Source organism: Variovorax sp. GW821-FHT10D07 (genome assembly GCF_059415325.1).
Genome location: NZ_JBWKMZ010000004.1, coordinates 479,297 through 499,574, shown reverse-complemented (window position 1 = coordinate 499,574; position 20,278 = coordinate 479,297). Strand labels below are relative to the sequence as shown.

Here is a 20,278-nt window from a genome sequence, read left to right as displayed (position 1 = left end):
CCGCATGGGTTCGCACGCGACGCATGGAAGCCGAAAGCGCTCGGTGCGCCTCCTGCAGGTCTGTGCGATTTGCGCGACAGACCCGGCTTCTTGGCCGCATCGACCGCGAAGCACGCGACATCGGCCGTTAATGCTTTGGATTAACCACCCTCAAGCGAAAGGCCGGCCCCTGCTTTCGCAAGGGCCGGCCTCCGGGTGGCTAAACCTCTCGACTCACCGCGAGGACGAGCCCCGCGATGCGACCGAGTTCTGGGTGCCGATTACAGCGGCAGCGAGTCGCCGCGAGCAGCAGCGCGGGCTTGTGCGCGCACGGCATTGCGGTCCACGGTGCTGGCGATCAGCGGGGCCACGCCCGACGAAGCGCCTTCGGCGTACGGGTCGGCGCTGTGCGCGGCGGCAACGGCTTCGGCACGCACGGTGGCCAGGTTGGTCTGCGACACGATCACTTGGGCCGGGCCGGCGTTCGCGCCTTCGGCATAGGGATCGGCGCTGCGGGCGGCGATGACGGCTTGGCCGGCGACTTCGGCGCGGCTGGCGGCCGAGGTCAGGGGATGCACACCCTCATAGGTTTCTGCATGGGCTGCACCGGCAGCGGCCAGCAGGGAGAGGGCAACGGCGGAGAGGAGCTTCGAGGCGTTCATTTGAGTATTCCTTCAATTCTTGTGACTTGACTTTGGATGATTCGAACCGGTCTTGGGGGGCGCCGTCCGTTAAGGGGGCGGCCACCTCGCTAGTGCCTGTTCACCCAGATCAGTCGCTGCCTTCTACTTGTCTTGGAGCCGGCGGCTGGTCCGTGAGATGAATTGTGCGCCTCGAACCTAGGTAAAAACCCTAGGCAAATGGAACCGCGGCGTTCACGGGAAGGAAACAATCAATCGCCTCCGTCCGACATGGAGGGCCATTCCGCCTGGGGATAGAGTCGCCGCCATGCAGGCGCCAGATCCCACCCTTTCTCTCTCGCCATGGGGCGAGGCCGACGAGGTCTGGGCCCGGCTCGCGGGCGGCTGGACCTTCGAACGCACGATCGAGGGCCAAGCCTCGATGCACGGCACGGCCGTCTTCCGCCCCGCGCCGGGCGCGACGCACTCCACCCTGCACTACCGCGAGGAAGGCCGACTGCGCCTGCTCGATGGCCGCGCCTTCGATGCGCATCGCGAGTACCTGTACCAAGGCCATCCCGGCGGCTTCGCGGTGCTGTTCGCCGAACAGCCGCCCCGCCTGTTTCACGAGATCGCACTGCAGCCGGGCGATGACGAGGCCAGCGCATGGACCGGCACCGCCGCGCACCAATGCGCCGCCGACCTCTACGACAGCCTCTACCGCTTCCTGGCCGACGGCAGCTTCACGCTGCGCCACACCGTGCGCGGCCCGCGCAAGGACTACGTGAGCCTCACGCGCTTCCGCGCCGCTGGCTGATCAGCGCCCGAGCCGCGCCGCGAGCGCATCGGCCACGCGCTCCGCGGTCTGCAGCGTGCGGATGGTCAGCGGCGCCAGCAGCCGCAGCCCGCCGCCCCGGCCGGCGCGCGCGCGATGCGCGTCGTCGAGTCGCTGCCACTGCACGTAGAAGTTCTCGGCGAAACGCAGCGTGAGTCCCAGGCCAAGCGCGATGCGGTCGGTGGGCACGCCCAGGCGGCGCAGCGGATGCAGCACCGTCTCGAGTACCGCGAGCAGGTCCTCGAAGCGCGTGGTCAGCGTGAGCATCAGCGCGAGCACCGCGGCGGTGGCGATGCGCAGCGCGCTCGCCACGCCGAGCAAGGTGGTGCCGAGCAGCGCATGGAAGCCGACGATGAGCGCGCAGGCGATCGCGATGCCGAACAGCGTGCGCACCCGGCCCCACGCGGGCCGCCCGAGCGAAGCGAACAGCGCGAGCGCCAGCCCGCAGGCCGCGCCCAGCACCGCCGGCCGGTCCGTCAGCACGAGCGCGGTGCCGCCGGCCGACAGCAGCGCGAGCTTGAGCCACGCCGGCACCGCGTGCATCCAGGTGCGGCGATCGAGGTAGAGGCTACGCATGCGGCAGGTCCATCGCCGCACGGCGCCGCACGTCCTGCGCATAGGCCTCGCAGACCTCGCGGCCCGGGCCGTCGGCCTGCACCCGGCCCTGCGCCAGCCACAGCACGCGCTCGAAATCGTGCACGTGTTCGAGCACGTGCGTCGACACCAGCACCTGCTGGTCGCTCGCGGCGAGCTGCGCCGACAGCCGGGCCTGGCTCAGCAGGTCGAGGCTCGCAAACGGCTCGTCGAGCAGCAAGGTGGCAGGCCGGCTGATCAGCAAGGCCAGCAGGCACACCTGCTGGCGCTGGCCCTGGCTCAGTTCGCCGATGGCGCGCTCGGCCCAGGCCGCGAGGCCGCGCCGCGCGAGGAAGTCGCGCGCCTGCCGGCGTGCCTCGGCACGCGATTCGCCGCGCGCCGTGAGGCTGAAGGCCAGCTCCTCGGCCACGGTCGGAAAGATGATCTGGTCGTCGGGGTTCTGGAACATCAGGCCGACGTGCTGCGAGAGCTGCCGGCGATCGGCCACCGTGTCGCAGCCATGCACGCGCACCCGGCCTTCGCCCGGCGGCTCCAGTCCGCTGATCAGCCGGAACAGGCTGCTCTTGCCCGCGCCGTTGTCGCCGATGACGCCGATGCGCGCGTCGCGCAGTTCGAGCGAGAGGCCATCGAACACGCGCTGTGCGCCGCGCTCCAGCACGACGGATTCGAGACGGATGCCGTGGTCGGCGGAAGAGGGGTCGGTGTGCGGCGGCAAGGGGCCGTCACTGTACCCGACGGCTCATGCCCCCGAAGGGCGCTCGGCCCGCACCAGCGGCAGCCACAGCAGGAAGCGCGTGCCCGCGGCATCCGACTCCCACGCTACGTGGCCCTGCACCGCGAGCGCGCGACGCTGCATGTTCTGCAGGCCGCGGCCGCGGCCGCCGGTCAGGGCCTGCTCGACGTCGAAGCCCTGGCCGTTGTCCTCGATGCGCACCCACACGTGCGCGGCATCCGTGCCGGTCGCCACGCGGATGGTGGTGGCGCGCGTGTGGCGCAGGATGTTGGAGATGCTTTCCTGCACGATGCGCAGCACGTGCAGCGCGCTCGACGGATCGAGCCACGGCAGCGGCGGGATCTCCTGCACCTCCCAGGTCAGCGACACGCCCATGCCCTCGAGCCGCGGGCCGAGCCGGTAGCGCAAGGTGGCGAGCAGCAGCAGCAGGTCGGCATCGATCGGTTCCATCGAATCGATGGTGAGCTTCAGGTCGTCGAGGCAGCCCTGGAGGATCTGCGACACCTTCTGGTCGCTGAGCCGGCCCTCTTCCACCGAGCGGATCGCGCTGATCAGCGAGGAGCCCAGCCCGTCGTGCATGTCCTGCATCAGCCGCTGGCGCTCGTCGCTGATGGTCTTCTGCCGCTCGACCTCGCGCAGCCGGCGATGGCTCAGGTCGAGCTCGCTCTCGCGCGCCTGCAGCCGCTGCGCGAGGCTGGCGTTGACGCGCTCCACCTCGCCGATCGCATGCACGTAGCGCCGGTACAGCAGGATGCCGAAGACGCTGAAGGTGACGGCATTCGCATAGGCGCCCAGATACCAGCCCTCGGGGCTCACGATGTTGTTCTGCACCATCCAGTCGGTGGCGCCCAGCAGCACGCACGCACCGATGCCGGCCGCCACCAGTCGCCCCTCGGGCGATCGGCGCCAGGCGCTGATGCCGCCCACCAGCCCGACCACCGTGCCCATGGCCGCCGCCACCAGGTAGATCAGCGGCGTGACCTGCGGCGTGTTCGGCAGCAGCGCGATGCCGGGCAGGGTCAGCACGCTGACGAGCAGCGTGATCGTCGTCACGGCCCAGGTCAGCAGCGTGAGCGGCCGGTCGTGCAGCTGCCGCAGCGCGAAGTGCACCACCGCCACCAGCCAGAACAGCGCATTGACCGTGAGCCAGGCGAACCAGTCGTTGGCGATCGGCAGCGACACGTAGAAGTGCAGCCCGCGCAGGTACGAGGTGGTCGCGAGGTTGAAGAACAGCAGGTAGCCGGTCTCGTGGCGCCGCCACAGCCACACGAACAGCGCGAACACGCCCACCGCCATGAAGGCCGCGCTCAGCATCGCGGGCAGTTCCTGCTGCAGCCACTGGCGCATCTGGTAGCGGCCCTTGAGCGCATCGGCCGGGCCCAGCCACAGCGAGGCGATGCCGACCTGCGCGGCGCGCGTGTGCTCGAGCCGGATCAGGATCTCGGCCGGCCGCGCGGCCGAGCCGTCGTCGCGCTGCTCGAACACCACCCACAGCGGCGTGCGGGTGCTGTTCCACAGCGGCCCCAGCTCCTGCTCGCGGTGCACCAGCCGGCCATCGGCATAGACCGCGATCGTGCCGTCGGTCTTCACGCGCGCGCCGTACAGCGCCAGCGGTCCGCGCAGGCCGGGATGGGGTGGCACCTTCAGCCGCAGCCAGGTGGTGCGCGTCTCCTTGCCCGGGTTCGAGATCGTGTTGGCGTCGGCTTGAGCCAACAGCGCGATCGGCAGCGCCAGCGGCAGCTCGACCGGCTGCCAGGCATCGGGCAGCGACTGGCTGCCGAAGATCAGTGGTGGCGCCATGAAGCCGTTCGCGCGCTGCACCTGCCAGTCGGCCCGCGTGATGTGCTGCGTCGCGCCCGGCGGGTACTTGCTGCCGGCGTTGTCGCCGAAGAAGGCGCCCATGGCCACCAGCAGCGCCACCGACAGCACGAACACCAGGCAGGCGATCGGCGACGGCAGGCGCGCCCTCGCCCGGGCCAGGGGCCCCTCGCCTTCACGGCGGATGTCGGTGGAAGCGGTTTTGAAGAACAAGGCGCGCCGGATGCGGAGGATTCGGCGCGAATTGTCGGGCAGAGCCCTGGCGCCGCGCCATGCCGGCGGGGCAAGAGGCGCGTTTGCCCTACATCCGCGCGTTGCGCGGGCCGTCAGTGCATTTCGACGAACGCCCGGATCGCCCCGACGATGCCCGCCGCATCGAGGCCCTGCAACGCGAGCAGTTCGCTGCGGTCCCCATGCCCGATGAAGACGTCGGGCAAGCCCAGGCGCAGCACCCGCACGGGCAGCCCCTCCATCGCGATGCGCTCCGCGCAGGCCGCGCCCGCGCCGCCGATGGTCGAGGCCTCCTCGAGCGTGACGAGCACCTCGTGCGTCGCGGCCAGTTCGAGCAGCAGCGCCTCGTCCAGCGGCTTGACGAAGCGCATGTTGGCGACGGTCGCGTCCAACGCTTCGGCGGCTTCCATCGCGGCGTGGAGCAAGGGACCGAAGGCGAGCAGTGCGACCCTGGCAGGCCTGTTGTTCGTCGAGCTGCGCACGATCACGCCGCGACCGATCTCCAGGGTCTGGTCCGTGCGAACGCCGTCGTCCGCGGGCACGACGGCCCTCGGGTAGCGCACCGCCGACGGCCCGTCGTGGCCCAGCCCCAGCGCGAGCATCCGCCGGCACTCGTGCCCGTCGGCCGGCGTCATCAGCAGCAGGTTCGGAATGCAGCGCAGCGCTGCGACATCGAAGGCGCCCAGGTGCGTGGCGCCGTCGCCGCCCGCGATCCCCGCGCGGTCGATCGCGAACAGCACCGGCAGGTTCTGCAGGCAGACGTCGTGGATGAGCTGGTCGTAGCCGCGCTGCAGGAAGGTCGAATAGATCGCCACGATCGGCCGCATGCCGGCCGCCGCGAGCCCCGCGGCCAGCGTCACCGCATGCTGCTCCGCGATGGCGGCATCCACGAAGCGCGAGGGAAACCGCCGCTCGAAATCGACCAGGCAGGAGCCCTCGCGCATCGCAGGCGTGATCGCGACGACCGCGGGATCGTTCGCCGCGGCATCGCAGACCCATTCGCCGAAGACCTGGCTGAAGGTCGGGCGGCTCGCCGCCTTGGCGACCACGCCCACGGCCAGATCGAAAGGACCGGGGCCGTGGTAGGTGGTCGGGTCCGCCTCGGCCGGTGCGTAGCCCCGGCCCTTTTGCGTGACGACATGGATGACCTGCGGCGCGCGCGATCGCTTCGCGGCGTGGAACGCGGCCACGAGCGCCTCGACATCATGGCCGTCGACGGGACCGGTGTAGCGCAGGCCGAGCAGCTCGAACAGCGAGCGGTGGTCAGCGCGAGCGGAAGCGCCGCGCTCGACCAGCCCGCGCAGATGCTGGTGCAGCGCGCCCAGCGCGGGCGAGATCGACATCCCGTTGTCGTTGAGCACCACGACGAGCGGCAAGGTCGCGAAGCTGCCCGCATGGTTGAGCGCCTCAAAAGTCATGCCTGCCGACAGCGCGCCGTCGCCGACGATCGCGACGGCATGCCTGCCATCGTCCCGCATGCCCATCGCCAGGCCCAGCGCCGCCGAGACGGCCGTGCCTGCATGGCCGGCACCGAAGGGGTCGTAGGGCGATTCGTCCCTCGACGTGAACCCCGACAGGCCGCCGACCTTGCGCAGGGTGGCCATGGCCGGGCCGCGGCCCGTGAGGATCTTGTGCGCATAGCACTGGTGGCCGACGTCCCAGACCAGCGCATCGCGCGGCGTGTCGAAGGCGTGGTGCAAGGCGAGCGTGAGCTCGACCACGCCGAGGTTCGAGGCGAGATGGCCGCCGGTTCGCGACACGCTGCGCAACAGCACGCGTCGGAGATCGGCGGCCACCGCGGCGAGGTCCGTGGGATCGAGGTCGCGCAACTGCGCGGGCGTGGGAAAGCTGGATGACGGGTCGGAGGGCGGCATGGATGCCTTTGGGTTCTCGAGGGGTTGTCTTCGGCCCCGGCGGGCGCCGTGGGCATGGGTACGGATCTGCCACACCAATAGTTGCTATCGCATGCAGATAGATCCGCCGAGATCGAGGTCATGGCGGTGAGTCATGGCCAATTCAGCCTTCTTCACCTCCCCCATCGCCTCGATCCACGCCAGGCAGGTTACAGCACAACTGATTGCATTTGCAATCAACTGGGGATACATTGCCGTTGCGCATTGCACGATTCATATCCACATAATGAAATTTAGTGAGATGCGAACAACGTTCGAACAACGAACCGCACAACGAAGGAGCAACGAATGAACGACTTGGCGAGCGCGGACGACATCGATCCGCAAGAGACACGCGAATGGCTCGACGCCATGCGCGCCGTGGTGATCCACGAAGGCCGCGACCGGGCCCATTACCTGCTGGACCAGCTGATCGAGCAGGACCACGCGGCCGCGGGCCGCTATGCCGCGCCGCGCACCACGCCCTACGTGAACACCGTGCGCGTCGCCGACCAGCCGGCCTTTCCGGGCGACGTGAACATCGAGCTGCGGCTCGACGCCTACCTGCGCTGGAATGCAATGGCGCTGGTGCTGCGCGCGGGCAAGCACTCGGGCGTCGGCGGCCACATCGCGACCTATGCCTCGGCCACCACGCTCTACGAGACCGGCTACCGGCACTTCTTCCGCGCCGCCACGCCCGAGTTCCTCGGCGACATGCTCTACATCCAGGGCCATTCCTCGCCGGGCATCTATGCGCGCGCCTACCTCGAGGGGCGCCTGTCGGAGCAGCAGATGGACCGCTTCCGGCGCGAGATCGGCGGCGGCCTCGCCTCCTATCCGCATCCGCGCACGATGCCGGACTTCTGGCAGTTCCCGACCGTCTCGATGGGCCTGGGTCCGCTGATGGCGGCCTACCAGGGGCGCTACATGCGCTACCTCGAGGACCGCGGACTGATCCCGGCGCAGGGCCGCAAGGTCTGGGCCTTCCTCGGCGACGGCGAGCAGGACCAGCCCGAGACCCTGGCCGCGGTCGCGATGGCGGGCCGCGAGAAGCTCGACAACCTGATCTTCGTGGTGAACTGCAACCTGCAGCGCCTCGACGGCCCGGTGCGCGGCAACGCCAAGATCATCCAGGAGCTCGAGAGCGTCTACCGCGGCGCGGGCTGGAACGTGATCAAGGTCGTCTGGGGCAGCGGCTGGGACGAACTGCTGGCGCAGGACCACGACGGCCGGCTGCACCGGCGCATGATGGAATGCGTCGACGGCGAATACCAGGCCTTCAAGGCACATGGCGGCGACTACGTGCGCGAACACTTCTTCGGCAAGGACCCCGAACTGCGCCAGCGGGTCGCGCATCTGAACGACGCGCAGATCGGCGCCCTCGCCCGTGGCGGCCACGATCCCTTGAAAGTGCACGCGGCCTATGCCGCCGCCGTGCGCCACGCGGGCCAGCCGACCGTGATCCTCGCCAAGACGGTGAAGGGCTACGGCATGGGCGCGGCCGGCGAAGCGGCCAACATCAACCACCAGTTGAAGAAGATGGGCGACCCCGCCGTGCGCGCCTTCCGCGACCGCTTCGCGATTCCGGTGCCCGACGAGCGGCTCGAGGAGATCCCGTACATCAAGCCCGCGCCCGGCAGCCCCGAAGCCGCCTGCCTCGAGGCCGGCCTGAAGCGCACCGGCGGGCTCCTGCCGTCACGCTCGCGCGGACCGGGCCCGTTGGCAACGCCCGCGCTCGCGGCCTTCGCGAGCCATCTGCAAAGCAGCGGCGAGCGCGAGTACGCCACCACCATGGCCTTCGTGCGCATCCTCGCGCAACTGCTCAAGGACCCGGTGCTGGGCCCGCGCGTGGTGCCGATCGTGCCCGACGAGTCGCGCACCTTCGGCATGGACGGCATGTTCCGCCAGGTCGGCATCTATTCGCACGTGGGCCAGCTCTATACGCCGCAGGACGCGGACCAGCTGAGCTTCTACAAGGAGGACCGCCAGGGGCAGATCCTGCAGGAAGGCATCAACGAATCGGGCGCGATGTCGTCCTGGATCGCGGCGGCGACCGCGCACAGCACGCACGGCGTCGCCACCATCCCGTTCTACATCTTCTATTCGATGTTCGGCTTCCAGCGCGTGGGCGACCTGGCCTGGGCCGCCGGCGACATCCGCGCGCGCGGCTTCCTGCTGGGCGCGACCTCGGGCCGCACCACGCTCGAGGGCGAGGGCCTGCAGCACGACGACGGCCACAGCCACGTGCTGTCGTCGGTGATCCCGTCCTGCGTGTCCTACGACCCCGCCTACGCGTACGAGATCGCGGTCATCGTGCAGGACGGGCTGCGCAGGATGTACGGCGAGCCGCAGGAGGACGTCTTCTACTACCTCACGCTGCTCAACGAGAAGACCGCGCATCCGGCGATGCCCGAAGGTGTCGAGGAAGGCATCGTGAAAGGCATGTACCGCCTGAAACGGGGCACTCGTGCCGCCGGCGCGCCGCACGTGCAGCTGATGGGCAGTGGCGCGATCCTCTCCGAGGTGATCGCGGCCGCCGCGCTGCTGCAGCGCGACTTCGGCGTGAGCGTCGACATCTGGAGCGTGACCAGCTTTTCGGAGCTGCGCCGCGACGGCCTCGAAGCCGAGCGCTGGAACCGCCTGCATCCGGCGCAGGCGCCACGCGCTTCGTACGTCGCGCAGTGCCTGGCCGGCCAGGACGGACCGGCGATCGCCGCCACCGACTACATGAAGATCGTGCCCGACCAGATCCGCCCCTTCGTCGGGGAGCGCCGCTTCGTGACCCTGGGCACCGACGGCTTCGGCCGCTCCGACACGCGTGAATCGCTGCGCGCCTTCTTCGAGGTCGACCGCCATCACGTCGCGCTCGCGGCGCTCAAGGCGCTGGCCGACGACGGCGTGGTCGACGCGGAGCTGCCGGCACGGGCCCTGTCGCTCTACGACATCGACCCCGAAGCCAGGTACGCGGCACTCCCATAGCGGTGCGCGCCCGGGTGGCCGGCGCGGCGGAGAGAGAATCGAGGCTCACTCCCGAAAGCGCTCTCCACCCGTATGGCAACGCCCCGTTCCACCGCCGTGCGCGGCACCTCCACCTGGGCCTCCTTCATCAGCGCCTATGTGCTGGTGCTCGACTTCATGGAGGACAGCTTCCGCAAGGAAGGCCTGCCGCCGCTGACCTGGTACGACGTGCTGTGGCTGCTCGACGCCTCGCCGAACGGCCGCATGCGCATGCACGAACTCGCGGAGCGCGCGGTCTACAGCCGCAGCTTCATCTCGCGCATCGTCACCACGCTCGAGGCCGAGGGCCTGGTGGTGCGCGAGGTCGACGAGACCGACGGGCGCGGCCGCGTCGCGGTGCTGACCGAGCAGGGCCGCGCGCTGCGCCGCAAGATGTGGCCGCCCTACCAGAAGCTCATCCACGAGATGTTCAACGAACACATGACGGCTTCGGAGCTCGAGTCGATGGAGCGCGGCCTGCGCCGTGTGATCGCGGGCGCGCACCAGCGCAACCAGGACCTGCGCAGCGCCGCGGCGCTGCCCGCCGCCGAACCCCGCACCACCCGCAAGCGCTCGCGTTCGCGTTCGACCACCCAGCGCTCGGGTGCGTAGCTCAGACGGACGAAGGCCAGCCCGACAGGAATCGCGGCGGCACGGCCTCCGTGAGCCAGACCCCGTTCTCCGCGCGATGGAAGGCATGGCCCAGCGCCTGCATTCCGCCCGCGTCGACGCGCAGCACATGCGCCTTGCCATGGCGCTGCCCGACCTGCACGGCGGTCGCCTCGTCGGCCGACAGGTGCACATGCTGCCGCGTGCCGGGCCGCAGGCCTTCGGCGCGGATCGATGCGAGGAAGCGCGTGGCCGTGCCGTGGAAGAGCACGGCCGGCGCCACCGCCGGCTCGAAGCTGCGGCGGACCTGCGGTGTCGAATGGCCCTGCAGCGCGCGGATGCAACGGCCATCGGCCGACAGCGCGTAGCGCTTCTTCGCGCCCCGCTCGACCGCATCGACCGCCTGCACGACCTGCGCATGCGTGAGCGCGCGGCCCGCGGCCACCGCGCCCGCCACGAGCGCATCGATCTCGGCCCAGCCCTCGGCATCGAGCGTCAGCCCGATGGATTCGGGCGCATGCCGCAGCACGTAGGCGATGAACCGGCTCGCGTCCTCGGGCGTCATGCGTTCTTCCAGTGATCGGCCTGCGCGAGCAGCGCATTCCACAGGCGCTGCGCATGCACGGACGGCGGACGGTCGGCCGCGCGGAACAGGTGGTATTCGAGCGGCGGATAGCCCTGCAGCGGCACCGCCACCAGGCCCTTGGGAATGCGGCAGCAGGCATTCACCACCGTCAGGCCGAAGCCGAGCTGGGCGAAGCGCAGCATCAGCTCCCAGCCATCGGCCTCGAGCGCGGGCTGCCACGACACCGACTCGGCCTGCAACAGCCGGCCGAGCAGCTCGCGGTGCGGCCGGCCCGCGGGCGGCACGATCAGGTTCGCGCCCTGCAGGTCGCGCAAGCGCACCGAACGGCGCGAGGCCAGCGCATGCGCGCGCGGCAGCACCAGCACCTGGCCGACGACCGTGAGCCGCACCGCATGCAGATCGGCCGGCACGCCGCCCAGCGGCGCGATGCCCAGCTGCGCCTGGCCCGCAAGCACCGCCTGCACCGAGGCGTCGCGGTTGCGCGTGAGCAATTGCAGGTGCGGCGAAGCACCCGGCCCCGAGAACTGCGACAGCGCCTTGCCCAGCAGGTAGAGGTAGGCGCCCTCGCCGGCCGCGAGGCTCACCACCGCCTGCTCCTGCCCCTGCGCGAGCCCCTTCACGAAGCGCTGGTTGAGCAGCAGCAGCTCGCGCGCATGGCGCGCCACCTGTTCGCCCGCGCTCGTGAGCTGCAGCGCGCTGCCCACGCGCAGGTAGAGCTTGGCGTCGAGCTGCTCCGCGAGCTTGCGCACCTTTGCGTGCAACGCCGGCTGGCTGATGTGCAGCAGGCGCGCCGACTCGCTGAAGTTCAGCGTGTCGGCGAACACGGCGAAGGATTGCAGCGCGTCGAGGTTGGTGCGGGGGATGTCCACCTATCCATTCTATGGATAGCTCATCGCATATCGGTAGTTCCTGGTGATGGCCTTCGTTCCTACGATCCACCGCACACACGAGAAAGAAACACGATATGAAGAACGCATCGCAACATCTCCCGCGCCTGGGCATCGACATCGGCCGCGTGCTGATCGCGGCCGAGCGGGCCGACGGCGGCGACACCGCCTTCATCGGCGGCTCGCTGCAGAATGCGCTCGACACGCCGCCCTACGAAGGCATGTTCGAGGCCGTCGCGCCGCTGGTCGATCGCTTCGAGGGCCGCGTCTGGCTGGTGTCGAAGTGCGGTCCAAGCGTGCAGGCCAAGAGCCGCGCCTGGCTCACGCACCACCGCTTCTTCGAACGCACGGGCATGGCGCTCGGCAACCTGCGCTTCTGCCTGCAGCGTCCGCAGAAGGCCGACCACTGCCGCGAACTGGGCATCACGCATTTCATCGACGACCGCAGCGACGTGCTGGGCCATCTCGAAGGCATCGTGCCGAAGCGCTACCTGTTCGGCCCGCAGGCCAAACCCGTGACCGTGGCCGGCCTGGTGCCGCTGCCCGCATGGCGCGATGCGGCGGCGCTGGTGCGCTGAATCAGGCGTCCAGCTCGGGATAGCGCCGGAAGATGCCTTCCTCGTTGAAGGCGATGCGGCGCGGGCTCTGCAGGTACGCCTGCACGCTCTGGCGACGCCGGACGTTGGCATGCAGCTTCGCCACCGCCGGCGTCTTCGCGAGCGCGTGCGCGGTGGCCTTGGGAAAGGCGTACTGCAGTCCGTCGACCAACTGGAACAGCGAGAGGTCGGCATAGGTCAGCACGTCGCCCACCAGGTGCAGGTCACCCGAGGGATTGCGCTGCAGCACGCGCTCGAACCAGTTCAGGAACTTCGGGATGCGCTGCTCGCGGAAGCCCTTCGCACGCGCCAGCGCGGCGTCGCGCTGGTCCTCGTAGTAGTCGCCGGTCGAGAGCGGATGGTGCGTGTCGTGCGCCTCGGCCACCGCGTCGGCGATGGTGAGCTGCAGCTGGTGCGTCCACAGGCCGTCGGATTCGCCGACGCCGGCCAGGCCCAGGCGCGGCCCCAGGTAGAGCAGGATCGCGGCGGTCTGGCCGACGACGATGTCGCCGTCGACGAGGAAGGGCGGTGCGAACGGTGGCCGCGTCTGCAGGGGATCGGCAAGCCGGCGGCCAAGGGCGCTTTCGCCGCCGCCCTGGTCCTCGCGCTCGCGCGCCACGTCGACATAGTCGGCACCGGCGGCCTCGAGCGCGAGCCGCACGAATTCGCCGCGGCCCTGGATGGTGGGCCAGTAATGGAGTTGGTAAGGCATGCGGCCATGGTGGCAGGCCCGGCGCGGCGCCGCAACCGCCGGCGCCCAACTGTCGAACTTCGATGACAAGCAGGCGCGCGTTTCGCGAACCGGCTCAGCGCAGCAGCATGCCCAGCAGCACCGCCACCAGCAGCGCGAGGTAGCCCCAGGCATGCACGCGGTCGGGCAGGCGGCCGATCAGCGGCGCGGCGGCGCGCACGCCCAGCAGCGATCCGGCGACCAGCGCGGCGAAAGCCGGCAGGTCCACGTAACCGAGGTGCCAGCCCTCGAGCGCCGCGCCCGAGCGCCAGGCCAGCGCCATGTAGGTGGCGGTGCCGGCCAGCGCGATGGGCAGCGACAGCGGGTTGGCCATGGCGGTGGCCCGCGTCATGTCGATGCCGCGACGGCGCATCAGCGGCACGGTCATCACGCTGCCGCCCACGCCGAGGAAGGCCGCGATCAGGCCGATGACGAAGCTGCCCGCGGTGGCGATGCCGCGCGAGAGCGGCGCGATGGCCGCCGTCGCCGTGGCACGGCGCACGATGAAGCCCGGCCGCAGCAGGCAGTCGAGGATGGTGACACCCAGGTAGACGATGAAGGCCAGCCGCACGAACCCGCCATCGGCCTGCACCGCGGCCGCGGCACCGACGATGGCGCCGAGGCCGATGAAGCCCAGCAGCGGCCGGATCAGAGGCCAGTCGATGGTGCCGGCGCGCTGGTGGCGCCGCGTGGCGAGCAGCGCGCTCACGATCATCACGCAGGTCGAGGTCGCCACCGCGATGTGCATGGCCGCGCGGCCGGTGGCGCTGTGCTCGCCATGCGCGAGCAGCAGCACGCGGTAGAGCAGCGGCACGACGACGAAACCACCGCCGAAACCGAACAGCACGGTGGTGACACCCGCGAGGCCACCGAAGACCGCGAGCAGGAGATAGATCCACACGACAGGCACTCCAGGAGAACGAAGACAGGCCTCGAAGATAGGCCGCTGCCGTGCGGCGCGCCCGCGCAAGCCGGACAATGATGTTTTCGTTCCGGCCAAGCCACTTCTTCCCCTCATGCGCAATGTCCCGATCGATGCCGTCGACGCCATCGCCCGCCCGGTGCTCGCGATCGGCACCGATTACCCGCCGGGCCAGCTGCTGCCCACGCACAGCCATCGGCGCGCGCAGTTCCTCTACGGCGCCACCGGCGTGATGGAGGTCGGCACCGACGACGGCGCCTGGGTGGTGCCGCCGCAGCGCGGCGTATGGATACCGGCCGGCCAGCCGCACCGCGTGCGCATGCTGGGCGTGAGCACGCGCAGCCTCTACATCGAACCGCGCGAGGCGCCGCGCCATGGCCGCCAGTGCGAGGTGCTCGAGGTGTCGCCGCTGCTGCGCCAGTTGCTGATGGCGGCCGTCGAGGTGCCCGCCGAGTACGAGCGCCAGGGCCGCGACGGCCTGCTGATGCGCCTCGCGCTGCACGAGCTGGCGCGCGCCGAGGCGCTGCCGCTGCACCTGCCGCTGCCGCGCGAGCCGGCGTTGGCCGCGTTGTGCCTGGACTTCCTGCGCGCGCCCGACATCCACGCCACGCCGGCGCAATGGGCCGCGCGGCTGCATGTGAGCGAACGCACCTTCAGCCGCCGCTTCGGCCGCGAGACCGGCATGGCCTTCGGCCAGTGGCGCCAGCGCGCCTGCGTGCTGCTGGCGCTGTCGCGATTAGCGGCCGGCGAGCCCGTGACGACGGTGGCGCTGGACCTGGGCTACGACAGCCCCGCCGCGTTCTCGACCATGTTCCGACGCACGCTGGGCCGCCCGCCCTCGCACTTCGCCGACGCCGGGCCTTAAAGCTCCATGCGGTAGCCCACGCTGTAGATCGACTTGATCCAGTCTTCCGAACCACCGGCCTCGGCGAGCTTGCGGCGCAGGTTCTTGACGTGGCTGTCGATGGTGCGGTCGGTCACGACGCGCCGGTCGTCGTAGATGCGGCCCAGCAGTTGGTCGCGCGAGAAGGCACGGCCCAGCGCCCCATGCAGCACGGCCAGCAGGCGGAACTCGACCGGCGTGAGATCGAGCTCGCGGCCGCGCACGCTGGCGCGGCCCGTGGCCTCGACCACCAGCAGCGGGGCCTGCGCCAGCGTGGCCGCGGGCCTGGCACTCGCGGCACGATGCCGCCGCAGCACCGCGCCCACGCGCGCCACCACCTCGCGCGGGCTGAAGGGCTTGCACACGTAGTCGTCGGCGCCGATCTCCAGCCCCAGCAGGCGGTCGACCTCCTCGACGCGCGCGGTGACCATGATCACCGGCACCGCGCCGAGGCGCCGCAGGTCGCGGCAGATCTCCACGCCGTCGCGGCCGGGCAGCATCAGGTCGAGCAGCACCAGGTCGGGCCGCTGCGCATGGAAGGCCGGCAGCGCGGCGTTGCCGTCGGCGACCCAGTGGTGCGTGTAGCCGGCCGCCGCGAGGTAGTCGCCGAGCACGGCCGCCAGCCGCGGCTCGTCCTCGACGACGAGCACATGGCCCAGGGTCGGAAGGCTCATGCTCATGCATCGATCCCCGGCAGGTCGATGACGATGCGCAGTCCGCCGAACGGCGAGGCCTGGGCCTGGATGCGGCCCTCGTGCGCCTCGACGATGTTGCGGCAGATCGCCAGGCCCAGCCCGCTGCCGCCGCTGGCGCGGTTGCGCGAGCCCTCGACGCGGTAGAAGCGCTCGAACAGCTTCTCGAGCTTGTCGCTCGGCACGCCAGGCGCGCCGTCCTCGACCACGATGCGCACGCCGCCCTCGTGGCGGTCGGCGCGCACCTGCACCACGCCGCCGCGGTCGGTGTAGCGCAGCGAGTTCTCGAGCAGGTTCGCCGCCAGCTGCTGCAGCCGCCGCTCGTCGCCGCTGATGGACAGCGGTGCCTGCGCGATCCGCACCCGCAGCTCGAGGCCCTCCGCCTCGAGCCGGCCCTGCATGCTGCCGACCGCCGCGCGCAGCACGGTCGCGACGTCGATCGGCGTGCGCCGGTAGGTCATCGCGCCGATGTCGGTCAGCGAGAGGTCGTGCAGGTCGTCGACCAGCTTGCCCAGCCGGCCGACCTCGGCATGCATCGCATCGACCGACTGCGCGGTGGTCGAGCGGATGCCGTCCTGGATCGCCTCGAGCTCGGCGCGCAGCACCGCCAGCGGCGTGCGCAGCTCGTGCGAGATGTCGGCCATGAAGGTGCGACGCGCGCGCTCGGTGTGCTCCAGCGTCTGCGCCATGCGGTTGAAGTCCTTCGCGAGATGGCCGAGCTCGTCGTTCGATCCGACCTCGATGCGCGAGGCGTAGTCACCGGCGGCCAGCCGCTGCGTGGCGCCGGCCATGCCGCGCACCCGCCGCAGCAGCGCGCGCGACAGCACGAAGGTCAGCAGCGCCGCCACCGCGATCGAGCCCAGGCCGATCAGCGTCAGGGCCTTGAACTGCCGCTCGAGGAAGCGTGCGTCGTCCTTGGGCAGCACGTCCTCGAAGGGCACCATCGCCACCCAGCCGACGATGCGCCCGTCGACCGTCACCGGCAGCCGGATCGAGTCCGGCCCGACCGAGGGATTGCCGACCACGCGGCGCAGTTGCGCGTCGAGCAGGCCGATGCGCGCGAGGGCGCCGGTCTGGTCGGACGAGGCGAGCTGCGGCGCCGGATCCACGCCAGGCTCGCGCGCGATCGGCAGCACCAGTTCCATCCAGTTGCGGAAGTCCTGCCGCAGGAACTGCCAGTCGCCATGCGCCGCATAGGCCGCGGCCACGCGCGGCAGCATCTCCTCGACGTGCGCGCGGCCCTGCTGGTTGAGGTAGCCGAGGAAGCCGCGCGCGAACACGAAGCGCATGGCGCCGGCCTGAACCACCACCACGGCGGCGCAAGCCACCAGCACGAAGAAGAAGAGCTTGGTCCGGATGCCGATTCTCATGATGGATGCCGATGATGCCGCGCGGGCCGATGGCACGGGCGGCCCTGCGGCGATTGGCTGCGCGACGGGCCGCAAAAGCAAGCAAGGCCATGCCGGCGGTACGATCTTCACAGTTGCTCCACATTGCACTCGCAAGATGGCGACACCCGGAACCGGACTCCCCTCCCATGTCTTCCCATCTCGCAGTGCACGCCCGTGCGCGCCAGGCCTCGCGCGCGTCGCGGGCCCTCCTTTCACTCCTGGGTGCCTGCGCGCTCGCGGCCTGCGGGGTGTCTGCCCCCGACAAGGCCCGGCCGCCCGCGCCCGTGGCGCTCGCGCCGGCGGCACCGGTTGCCCCGGCCGTGCAGCGCGCGCCCGAGGCGCCGCCCCAGGTCGCCGCCGCGCCCACCAGGCCGGCGGCCCCTGCCGTCGCGGCCGCTCCCAATTGCAGCGTCGTGCTCTATGGCGACTCGATCCTGCACGGCGGCTACGGCGGCAACCTGCGGCTGGCCGAACCGCCGGCCGCAGCGCTGAAGCGGCTGCGGCCGCGCTACACCATCGACGACCGCACCGCCAATGGCGAGACGGCCACCACGCGCGCGGCGAGCTTCGCGAGCGAGAAGCGCGAGGCGCGGTTCGTGGTCATCGGCCACGGCATCAACGACGCGGCGCTGTCGCTGCCGGTGGAGGCGCCGCTGCGCAGCATGATCGCCACCGCGATGCGCGAGGGCCGGGTCGTGATCGTCACGGGGCTGTCGCGCCAGCGCATTCCGGTGCCGGGCCGCGACAAGTACGACGCGGCCATCCGCAAGGTGGCGCAGGACACCGGCGCGGGCTTCGCGGACTGGGGCGCGGAAGAGTTCAGGGCCAACGAGATGGCCGACATCCTGCATCCGGCGGGCGCCTATTCGCAGCGGCTGTCGATGCGCATCGTGCAGACGCTCGACCGGCTGGCGCCAGATTGCCGGGTCTGAAGCGCGGGCGATCCGCCTTCGCCCGATGACCGCCCCATGAAAAAGGCCGGAAGCCCCTTGGAGCTTCCGGCCTTTTTGCCGTGTGTCTGGTCCCGCCGCCAGGAATCGAACCTGGATCTCAGCCTTCGGAGGGCCGAATTCTATCCGTTGAAATACAGCGAGAAATGGGTTTCCGGTGAAACCGGAGCCTCGCATTATCGCCTATCACGCGGCCGCTGTTTCGGCTTCGTGCACGGCCGCGCCATTCGCCCCCGTCTGCCGCGCGAAACCAAGGCCCGCGAGGTACACGCGGAAGGTGCGCCGGCCCGTGGGCACGAGGTCGAAGGCCGCGGGATCGAGCAGCCAGTTCTGGATCAGTCCGCTGATCAGCGCATGCAGCCCCTGCGCCGCCACGCTGCCGGGCACCGGCAGCTTGATGCGGGCGCGCCGCGCGGCCAGCCGCAGGGCCTTCTCGAAATCGACCACGCAGGCGTTGCGCGCATCGAGGTGACGCTGCTGCACCGAGGCCATGTCGTGGGTGTATTCGACCTTGTGGGTCGCCACGTCGAACACGCGGCGCACCTGCGGGTCGGTGGTCATGAGGGTCAGCGCATGCACCATGCCCTCCTCGATCTCGGCCAGCGGGTCGTCATGGCTCAAGGCCGCGGCCTTGGGCGGCGCCTCCAGCGGAAGAATGACCCGCTCCATCATCGCGTTGAAGAGATCGGCCTTGTCCTTGAAATGCCAATAGATCGCGCCCCGCGTCGCCCCGGCCTGCTGCGCGATCTGCTGCAGCGTGGTCTGGGAGACCCCTTGCGCCTGAAACAGCAACTCCGCGGCATCGAGCAGTCGATTCCGCGTCGCCAGTGCTTCTTCCTTCGTACGACGTGCCACCAAGTCTCCTGATTTGTAAAGGCAACGCCCTTTGCATATCGTGGGGCCATTGCGTGGATGTCACTATACATCCATGAATGTATGTAAACTGTCGCCCTTCCCGATGGCCCACCTGGCCGTGCTGGCTTTCCGGCGCGGCCGCAAGAATCGCCGTCTCCCGTCTTCGCTTCAAAGGAATCGCATGCCTCTCCTGCATGTTTCGCGCCCATCGTTTCTTTCGCCGCGCCTCGCGACCGTGGCTGCCGTCGTGTTGCTGGTCATCGCGGGTTGTTCGAAGAGCGACGCGCCAGCCGGCGCCGGTGCTGCCGGTGGTGGCGGCGGCGGCCATCCCGCCCCTGAAGTGGGCGTGATCGTCGCGGCGCCGGGCGATGTCGGCCTGGTGACCGAACTGCCGGGCCGCCTCGAGGCCTCGCGCGTCGCCCAGGTGCGCGCCCGTGCCGCCGGCATCCTGCTGAAGCGCGAATTCCGCGAAGGCAGCGACGTGAAGGCCGGCCAGCTGCTGTTCCGCATCGATCCGGCACCGCTGGTGGCCGCCACGCAGAACGCGCAGGCCGCGCTGGCCCGCTCCGAAGCCAATGCCGCGCAGGCCAAGGCCCTGGCCGACCGCTACAAGCCGCTGGTCGAGGCCAATGCCGTGAGCAAGCAGGAATACGTCAACGCGGTGGCTTCGCAGAAGACCGCCGAGGCCGACGTGGCCGCCAGCCGCGCCGCGCTGCAGACCGCGAAGATCAACCAGGGCTACGCCGACGTGACCTCGCCGATCTCGGGCCGCATCGGCCGCGCGCTGGTCACCGAAGGCGCGCTGGTCGGCCAGGGCGATGCCACCGAGCTGGCCGTGGTGCAGCAGATCAATCCGCTGTACGTGAACTTCACCCAGTCGGCCTCCGACGTGCTGAAGCTGCGCCGCGCGGTCGCCGCGGGCCAGTACAAGCGCGCCAGCGGCGAAGACGCGGCCAGCATCCGCCTGGTGCTCGAGGACGGCACCGACTACGGCCAGGACGGCAAGCTGCTGTTCTCCGACCTCACGGTCGACGCCACCACCGGCCAGGTCACGCTGCGCGCCGAGATCCCCAACCCCAAGGGCGAGCTGCTGCCGGGCCTCTACGTGCGCGTGAAGCTCGAGCAGGCGCAGGTCAGCAACGCGATCACGGTGCCGCAGCAGGCGGTCACGCGCACCCAGCAGGGTGACCACCTGACGGTGGTGGGCGCCGACGGCAAGCTGAGCCAGCGCACGGTGAAGATCAGCGCCGCCAAGGACAACCAGTGGGTGGTGCTCGAAGGCCTGAAGGCCGGCGAACAGGTGATGGTCGACGGCTTCCAGCGCCTGCAGATGATGCCGCCGGGCACGCCCGTGAAGGCCGTCCCGTGGACGAAACCGAATCCCAACGGTGCGGCGCCCGCCGCCGCGCCGGCAGCCTCTGGCGCGGCACCCGCCCCCCAGAAGGCAGCCTCGGCTCCGGCCGAGAAGAAGTAATCAA

The 20,278-nt window shown here is 70.4% G+C and carries 20 protein-coding genes and 1 tRNA gene; 8 read left to right on the top strand and 13 right to left on the bottom strand.

Features of this window, described 5'->3' with window-relative positions:
* Positions 1-260: 260 nt before the first annotated feature.
* Positions 261-641, bottom strand: a complete 381-nt coding sequence (locus tag AC07PU_RS16850; RefSeq protein ID WP_208511324.1) for a helicase SNF2 — start codon at positions 639-641, stop codon at positions 261-263.
* A gap of 286 nt (positions 642-927) precedes the next feature.
* Between AC07PU_RS16850 and AC07PU_RS16845 the strand changes: the two genes are divergently transcribed.
* Positions 928-1,416: a DUF6314 family protein gene (locus AC07PU_RS16845; protein WP_495318907.1), complete on the top strand. Its 489-nt coding sequence runs from the start codon at positions 928-930 to the stop codon at positions 1,414-1,416.
* Here the strand turns inward: AC07PU_RS16845 and AC07PU_RS16840 are convergent, their stop codons facing one another.
* The 4 genes from AC07PU_RS16840 to dxs all read right to left on the bottom strand — a co-directional run bounded on the left by AC07PU_RS16840 (position 1,417) and on the right by dxs (position 6,684).
* The gene (locus tag AC07PU_RS16840) at positions 1,417-2,010 is read right to left on the bottom strand and encodes an energy-coupling factor transporter transmembrane component T family protein (RefSeq protein WP_495318905.1); all 594 of its coding nucleotides are present in this window, start codon (positions 2,008-2,010) and stop codon (positions 1,417-1,419) included.
* On the bottom strand, positions 2,003-2,743 hold the full coding sequence (locus AC07PU_RS16835; RefSeq protein ID WP_093350441.1) for an energy-coupling factor ABC transporter ATP-binding protein: 741 nt from the start codon (positions 2,741-2,743) through the stop codon (positions 2,003-2,005). Before AC07PU_RS16835 ends, AC07PU_RS16840 begins: the two co-directional genes overlap by 8 nt.
* Positions 2,744-2,767: 24 nt before the next feature.
* A complete protein-coding gene (locus AC07PU_RS16830; protein WP_495318933.1) occupies positions 2,768-4,663 on the bottom strand; it encodes a sensor histidine kinase in 1,896 nt (631 codons plus the stop codon).
* 242 nt (positions 4,664-4,905) lie between these two features.
* Positions 4,906-6,684 (bottom strand): 1-deoxy-D-xylulose-5-phosphate synthase, encoded by a 1,779-nt coding sequence (dxs, locus tag AC07PU_RS16825; RefSeq protein ID WP_495318903.1) that lies wholly within the window; start codon positions 6,682-6,684, stop codon positions 4,906-4,908.
* A gap of 133 nt (positions 6,685-6,817) precedes the next feature.
* Between dxs and AC07PU_RS16820 the strand changes: the two genes are divergently transcribed.
* The 3 genes from AC07PU_RS16820 (at position 6,818) to AC07PU_RS16810 (ending at position 10,311) form a co-directional block, all read left to right on the top strand.
* Positions 6,818-7,015 (top strand): hypothetical protein, encoded by a 198-nt coding sequence (locus AC07PU_RS16820; protein WP_495318901.1) that lies wholly within the window; start codon positions 6,818-6,820, stop codon positions 7,013-7,015.
* Complete coding sequence (gene aceE, locus AC07PU_RS16815; RefSeq protein ID WP_495318899.1) at positions 7,012-9,681, top strand: pyruvate dehydrogenase (acetyl-transferring), homodimeric type; 2,670 nt, start codon at positions 7,012-7,014, stop codon at positions 9,679-9,681. Before AC07PU_RS16820 ends, aceE begins: the two co-directional genes overlap by 4 nt.
* 72 nt (positions 9,682-9,753) lie before the next feature.
* The gene (locus AC07PU_RS16810) at positions 9,754-10,311 is read left to right on the top strand and encodes a MarR family winged helix-turn-helix transcriptional regulator (RefSeq protein WP_093350433.1); all 558 of its coding nucleotides are present in this window, start codon (positions 9,754-9,756) and stop codon (positions 10,309-10,311) included.
* Position 10,312: 1 nt separating this feature from the next.
* Here the strand turns inward: AC07PU_RS16810 and AC07PU_RS16805 are convergent, their stop codons facing one another.
* Positions 10,313-10,873: an RNA 2'-phosphotransferase gene (locus tag AC07PU_RS16805; protein ID WP_495318896.1), complete on the bottom strand. Its 561-nt coding sequence runs from the start codon at positions 10,871-10,873 to the stop codon at positions 10,313-10,315.
* Positions 10,870-11,763, bottom strand: coding sequence for a LysR family transcriptional regulator (locus AC07PU_RS16800; RefSeq protein WP_495318894.1), 894 nt, complete (start codon positions 11,761-11,763; stop codon positions 10,870-10,872). The genes AC07PU_RS16805 and AC07PU_RS16800 overlap by 4 nt, the downstream gene beginning before the upstream one ends.
* Positions 11,764-11,858: 95 nt before the next feature.
* On the opposite strand from AC07PU_RS16800, the gene AC07PU_RS16795 reads away from it, so the two are divergent.
* Complete coding sequence (locus AC07PU_RS16795; RefSeq protein ID WP_495318892.1) at positions 11,859-12,359, top strand: hypothetical protein; 501 nt, start codon at positions 11,859-11,861, stop codon at positions 12,357-12,359.
* Position 12,360: 1 nt separating this feature from the next.
* Here AC07PU_RS16795 and AC07PU_RS16790 read toward each other — a convergent pair whose 3' ends face one another.
* A complete protein-coding gene (locus AC07PU_RS16790) occupies positions 12,361-13,089 on the bottom strand; it encodes a glutathione S-transferase (RefSeq protein WP_296781477.1) in 729 nt (242 codons plus the stop codon).
* A gap of 94 nt (positions 13,090-13,183) precedes the next feature.
* Positions 13,184-14,008, bottom strand: a complete 825-nt coding sequence (locus tag AC07PU_RS16785) for a sulfite exporter TauE/SafE family protein (RefSeq protein ID WP_296796118.1) — start codon at positions 14,006-14,008, stop codon at positions 13,184-13,186.
* Positions 14,009-14,123: 115 nt separating this feature from the next.
* Here AC07PU_RS16785 and AC07PU_RS16780 point away from each other — a divergent pair, with 115 nt between their 5' ends.
* Entirely contained in the window at positions 14,124-14,894 is a 771-nt protein-coding gene (locus AC07PU_RS16780; protein WP_495318889.1) for an AraC family transcriptional regulator, read from the top strand.
* On the opposite strand, the gene AC07PU_RS16775 is transcribed toward AC07PU_RS16780, so the two are convergent.
* The gene (locus AC07PU_RS16775) at positions 14,891-15,586 is read right to left on the bottom strand and encodes a response regulator (protein WP_495318887.1); all 696 of its coding nucleotides are present in this window, start codon (positions 15,584-15,586) and stop codon (positions 14,891-14,893) included. The genes AC07PU_RS16780 and AC07PU_RS16775 overlap by 4 nt on opposite strands.
* Positions 15,587-15,588: 2 nt before the next feature.
* Positions 15,589-16,974 carry a sensor histidine kinase efflux regulator BaeS gene (baeS, locus tag AC07PU_RS16770; protein WP_431511204.1) on the bottom strand — a complete coding sequence of 462 codons (1,386 nt, stop codon included), beginning with the start codon at positions 16,972-16,974 and terminating at the stop codon, positions 15,589-15,591.
* 167 nt (positions 16,975-17,141) lie between these two features.
* Here baeS and AC07PU_RS16765 point away from each other — a divergent pair, with 167 nt between their 5' ends.
* The gene (locus AC07PU_RS16765; protein WP_296796107.1) at positions 17,142-17,927 is read left to right on the top strand and encodes an SGNH/GDSL hydrolase family protein; all 786 of its coding nucleotides are present in this window, start codon (positions 17,142-17,144) and stop codon (positions 17,925-17,927) included.
* Between the two features lie 87 nt (positions 17,928-18,014).
* Here AC07PU_RS16765 and AC07PU_RS16760 read toward each other — a convergent pair.
* A tRNA-Arg gene (locus AC07PU_RS16760) sits at positions 18,015-18,089 on the bottom strand.
* A 42-nt stretch (positions 18,090-18,131) separates the two neighbouring features.
* Entirely contained in the window at positions 18,132-18,803 is a 672-nt protein-coding gene (locus tag AC07PU_RS16755; RefSeq protein WP_093350403.1) for a TetR family transcriptional regulator, read from the bottom strand.
* Positions 18,804-18,981: 178 nt separating this feature from the next.
* Here AC07PU_RS16755 and AC07PU_RS16750 point away from each other — a divergent pair, with 178 nt between their 5' ends.
* A complete protein-coding gene (locus AC07PU_RS16750) occupies positions 18,982-20,274 on the top strand; it encodes an efflux RND transporter periplasmic adaptor subunit (protein WP_093350400.1) in 1,293 nt (430 codons plus the stop codon).
* Positions 20,275-20,278 lie beyond the last annotated feature (4 nt).

Bases quoted from the DNA above. Each gene is read 5' to 3' on its own strand.
- aceE (WP_495318899.1), top strand. From the start codon at position 7,012: ATGAACGACTTGGCGAGCGCGGACGACATCGATCCGCAAGAGACACGC.
- AC07PU_RS16810 (WP_093350433.1), top strand. From the start codon at position 9,754: ATGGCAACGCCCCGTTCCACCGCCGTGCGCGGCACCTCCACCTGGGCC.
- AC07PU_RS16790 (WP_296781477.1), bottom strand. From the start codon at position 13,089: ATGCCTTACCAACTCCATTACTGGCCCACCATCCAGGGCCGCGGCGAA.
- AC07PU_RS16795 (WP_495318892.1), top strand. From the start codon at position 11,859: ATGAAGAACGCATCGCAACATCTCCCGCGCCTGGGCATCGACATCGGC.
- AC07PU_RS16845 (WP_495318907.1), top strand. From the start codon at position 928: ATGCAGGCGCCAGATCCCACCCTTTCTCTCTCGCCATGGGGCGAGGCC.
- AC07PU_RS16820 (WP_495318901.1), top strand. From the start codon at position 6,818: ATGGCCAATTCAGCCTTCTTCACCTCCCCCATCGCCTCGATCCACGCC.
- AC07PU_RS16765 (WP_296796107.1), top strand. From the start codon at position 17,142: ATGTCTTCCCATCTCGCAGTGCACGCCCGTGCGCGCCAGGCCTCGCGC.
- AC07PU_RS16850 (WP_208511324.1), bottom strand. From the start codon at position 641: ATGAACGCCTCGAAGCTCCTCTCCGCCGTTGCCCTCTCCCTGCTGGCC.
- AC07PU_RS16750 (WP_093350400.1), top strand. From the start codon at position 18,982: ATGCCTCTCCTGCATGTTTCGCGCCCATCGTTTCTTTCGCCGCGCCTC.
- AC07PU_RS16780 (WP_495318889.1), top strand. From the start codon at position 14,124: ATGCGCAATGTCCCGATCGATGCCGTCGACGCCATCGCCCGCCCGGTG.
- baeS (WP_431511204.1), bottom strand. From the start codon at position 16,974: ATGAGAATCGGCATCCGGACCAAGCTCTTCTTCTTCGTGCTGGTGGCT.
- AC07PU_RS16775 (WP_495318887.1), bottom strand. From the start codon at position 15,586: ATGAGCCTTCCGACCCTGGGCCATGTGCTCGTCGTCGAGGACGAGCCG.
- AC07PU_RS16805 (WP_495318896.1), bottom strand. From the start codon at position 10,873: ATGACGCCCGAGGACGCGAGCCGGTTCATCGCCTACGTGCTGCGGCAT.
- AC07PU_RS16840 (WP_495318905.1), bottom strand. From the start codon at position 2,010: ATGCGTAGCCTCTACCTCGATCGCCGCACCTGGATGCACGCGGTGCCG.
- dxs (WP_495318903.1), bottom strand. From the start codon at position 6,684: ATGCCGCCCTCCGACCCGTCATCCAGCTTTCCCACGCCCGCGCAGTTG.
- AC07PU_RS16830 (WP_495318933.1), bottom strand. From the start codon at position 4,663: ATGGGCGCCTTCTTCGGCGACAACGCCGGCAGCAAGTACCCGCCGGGC.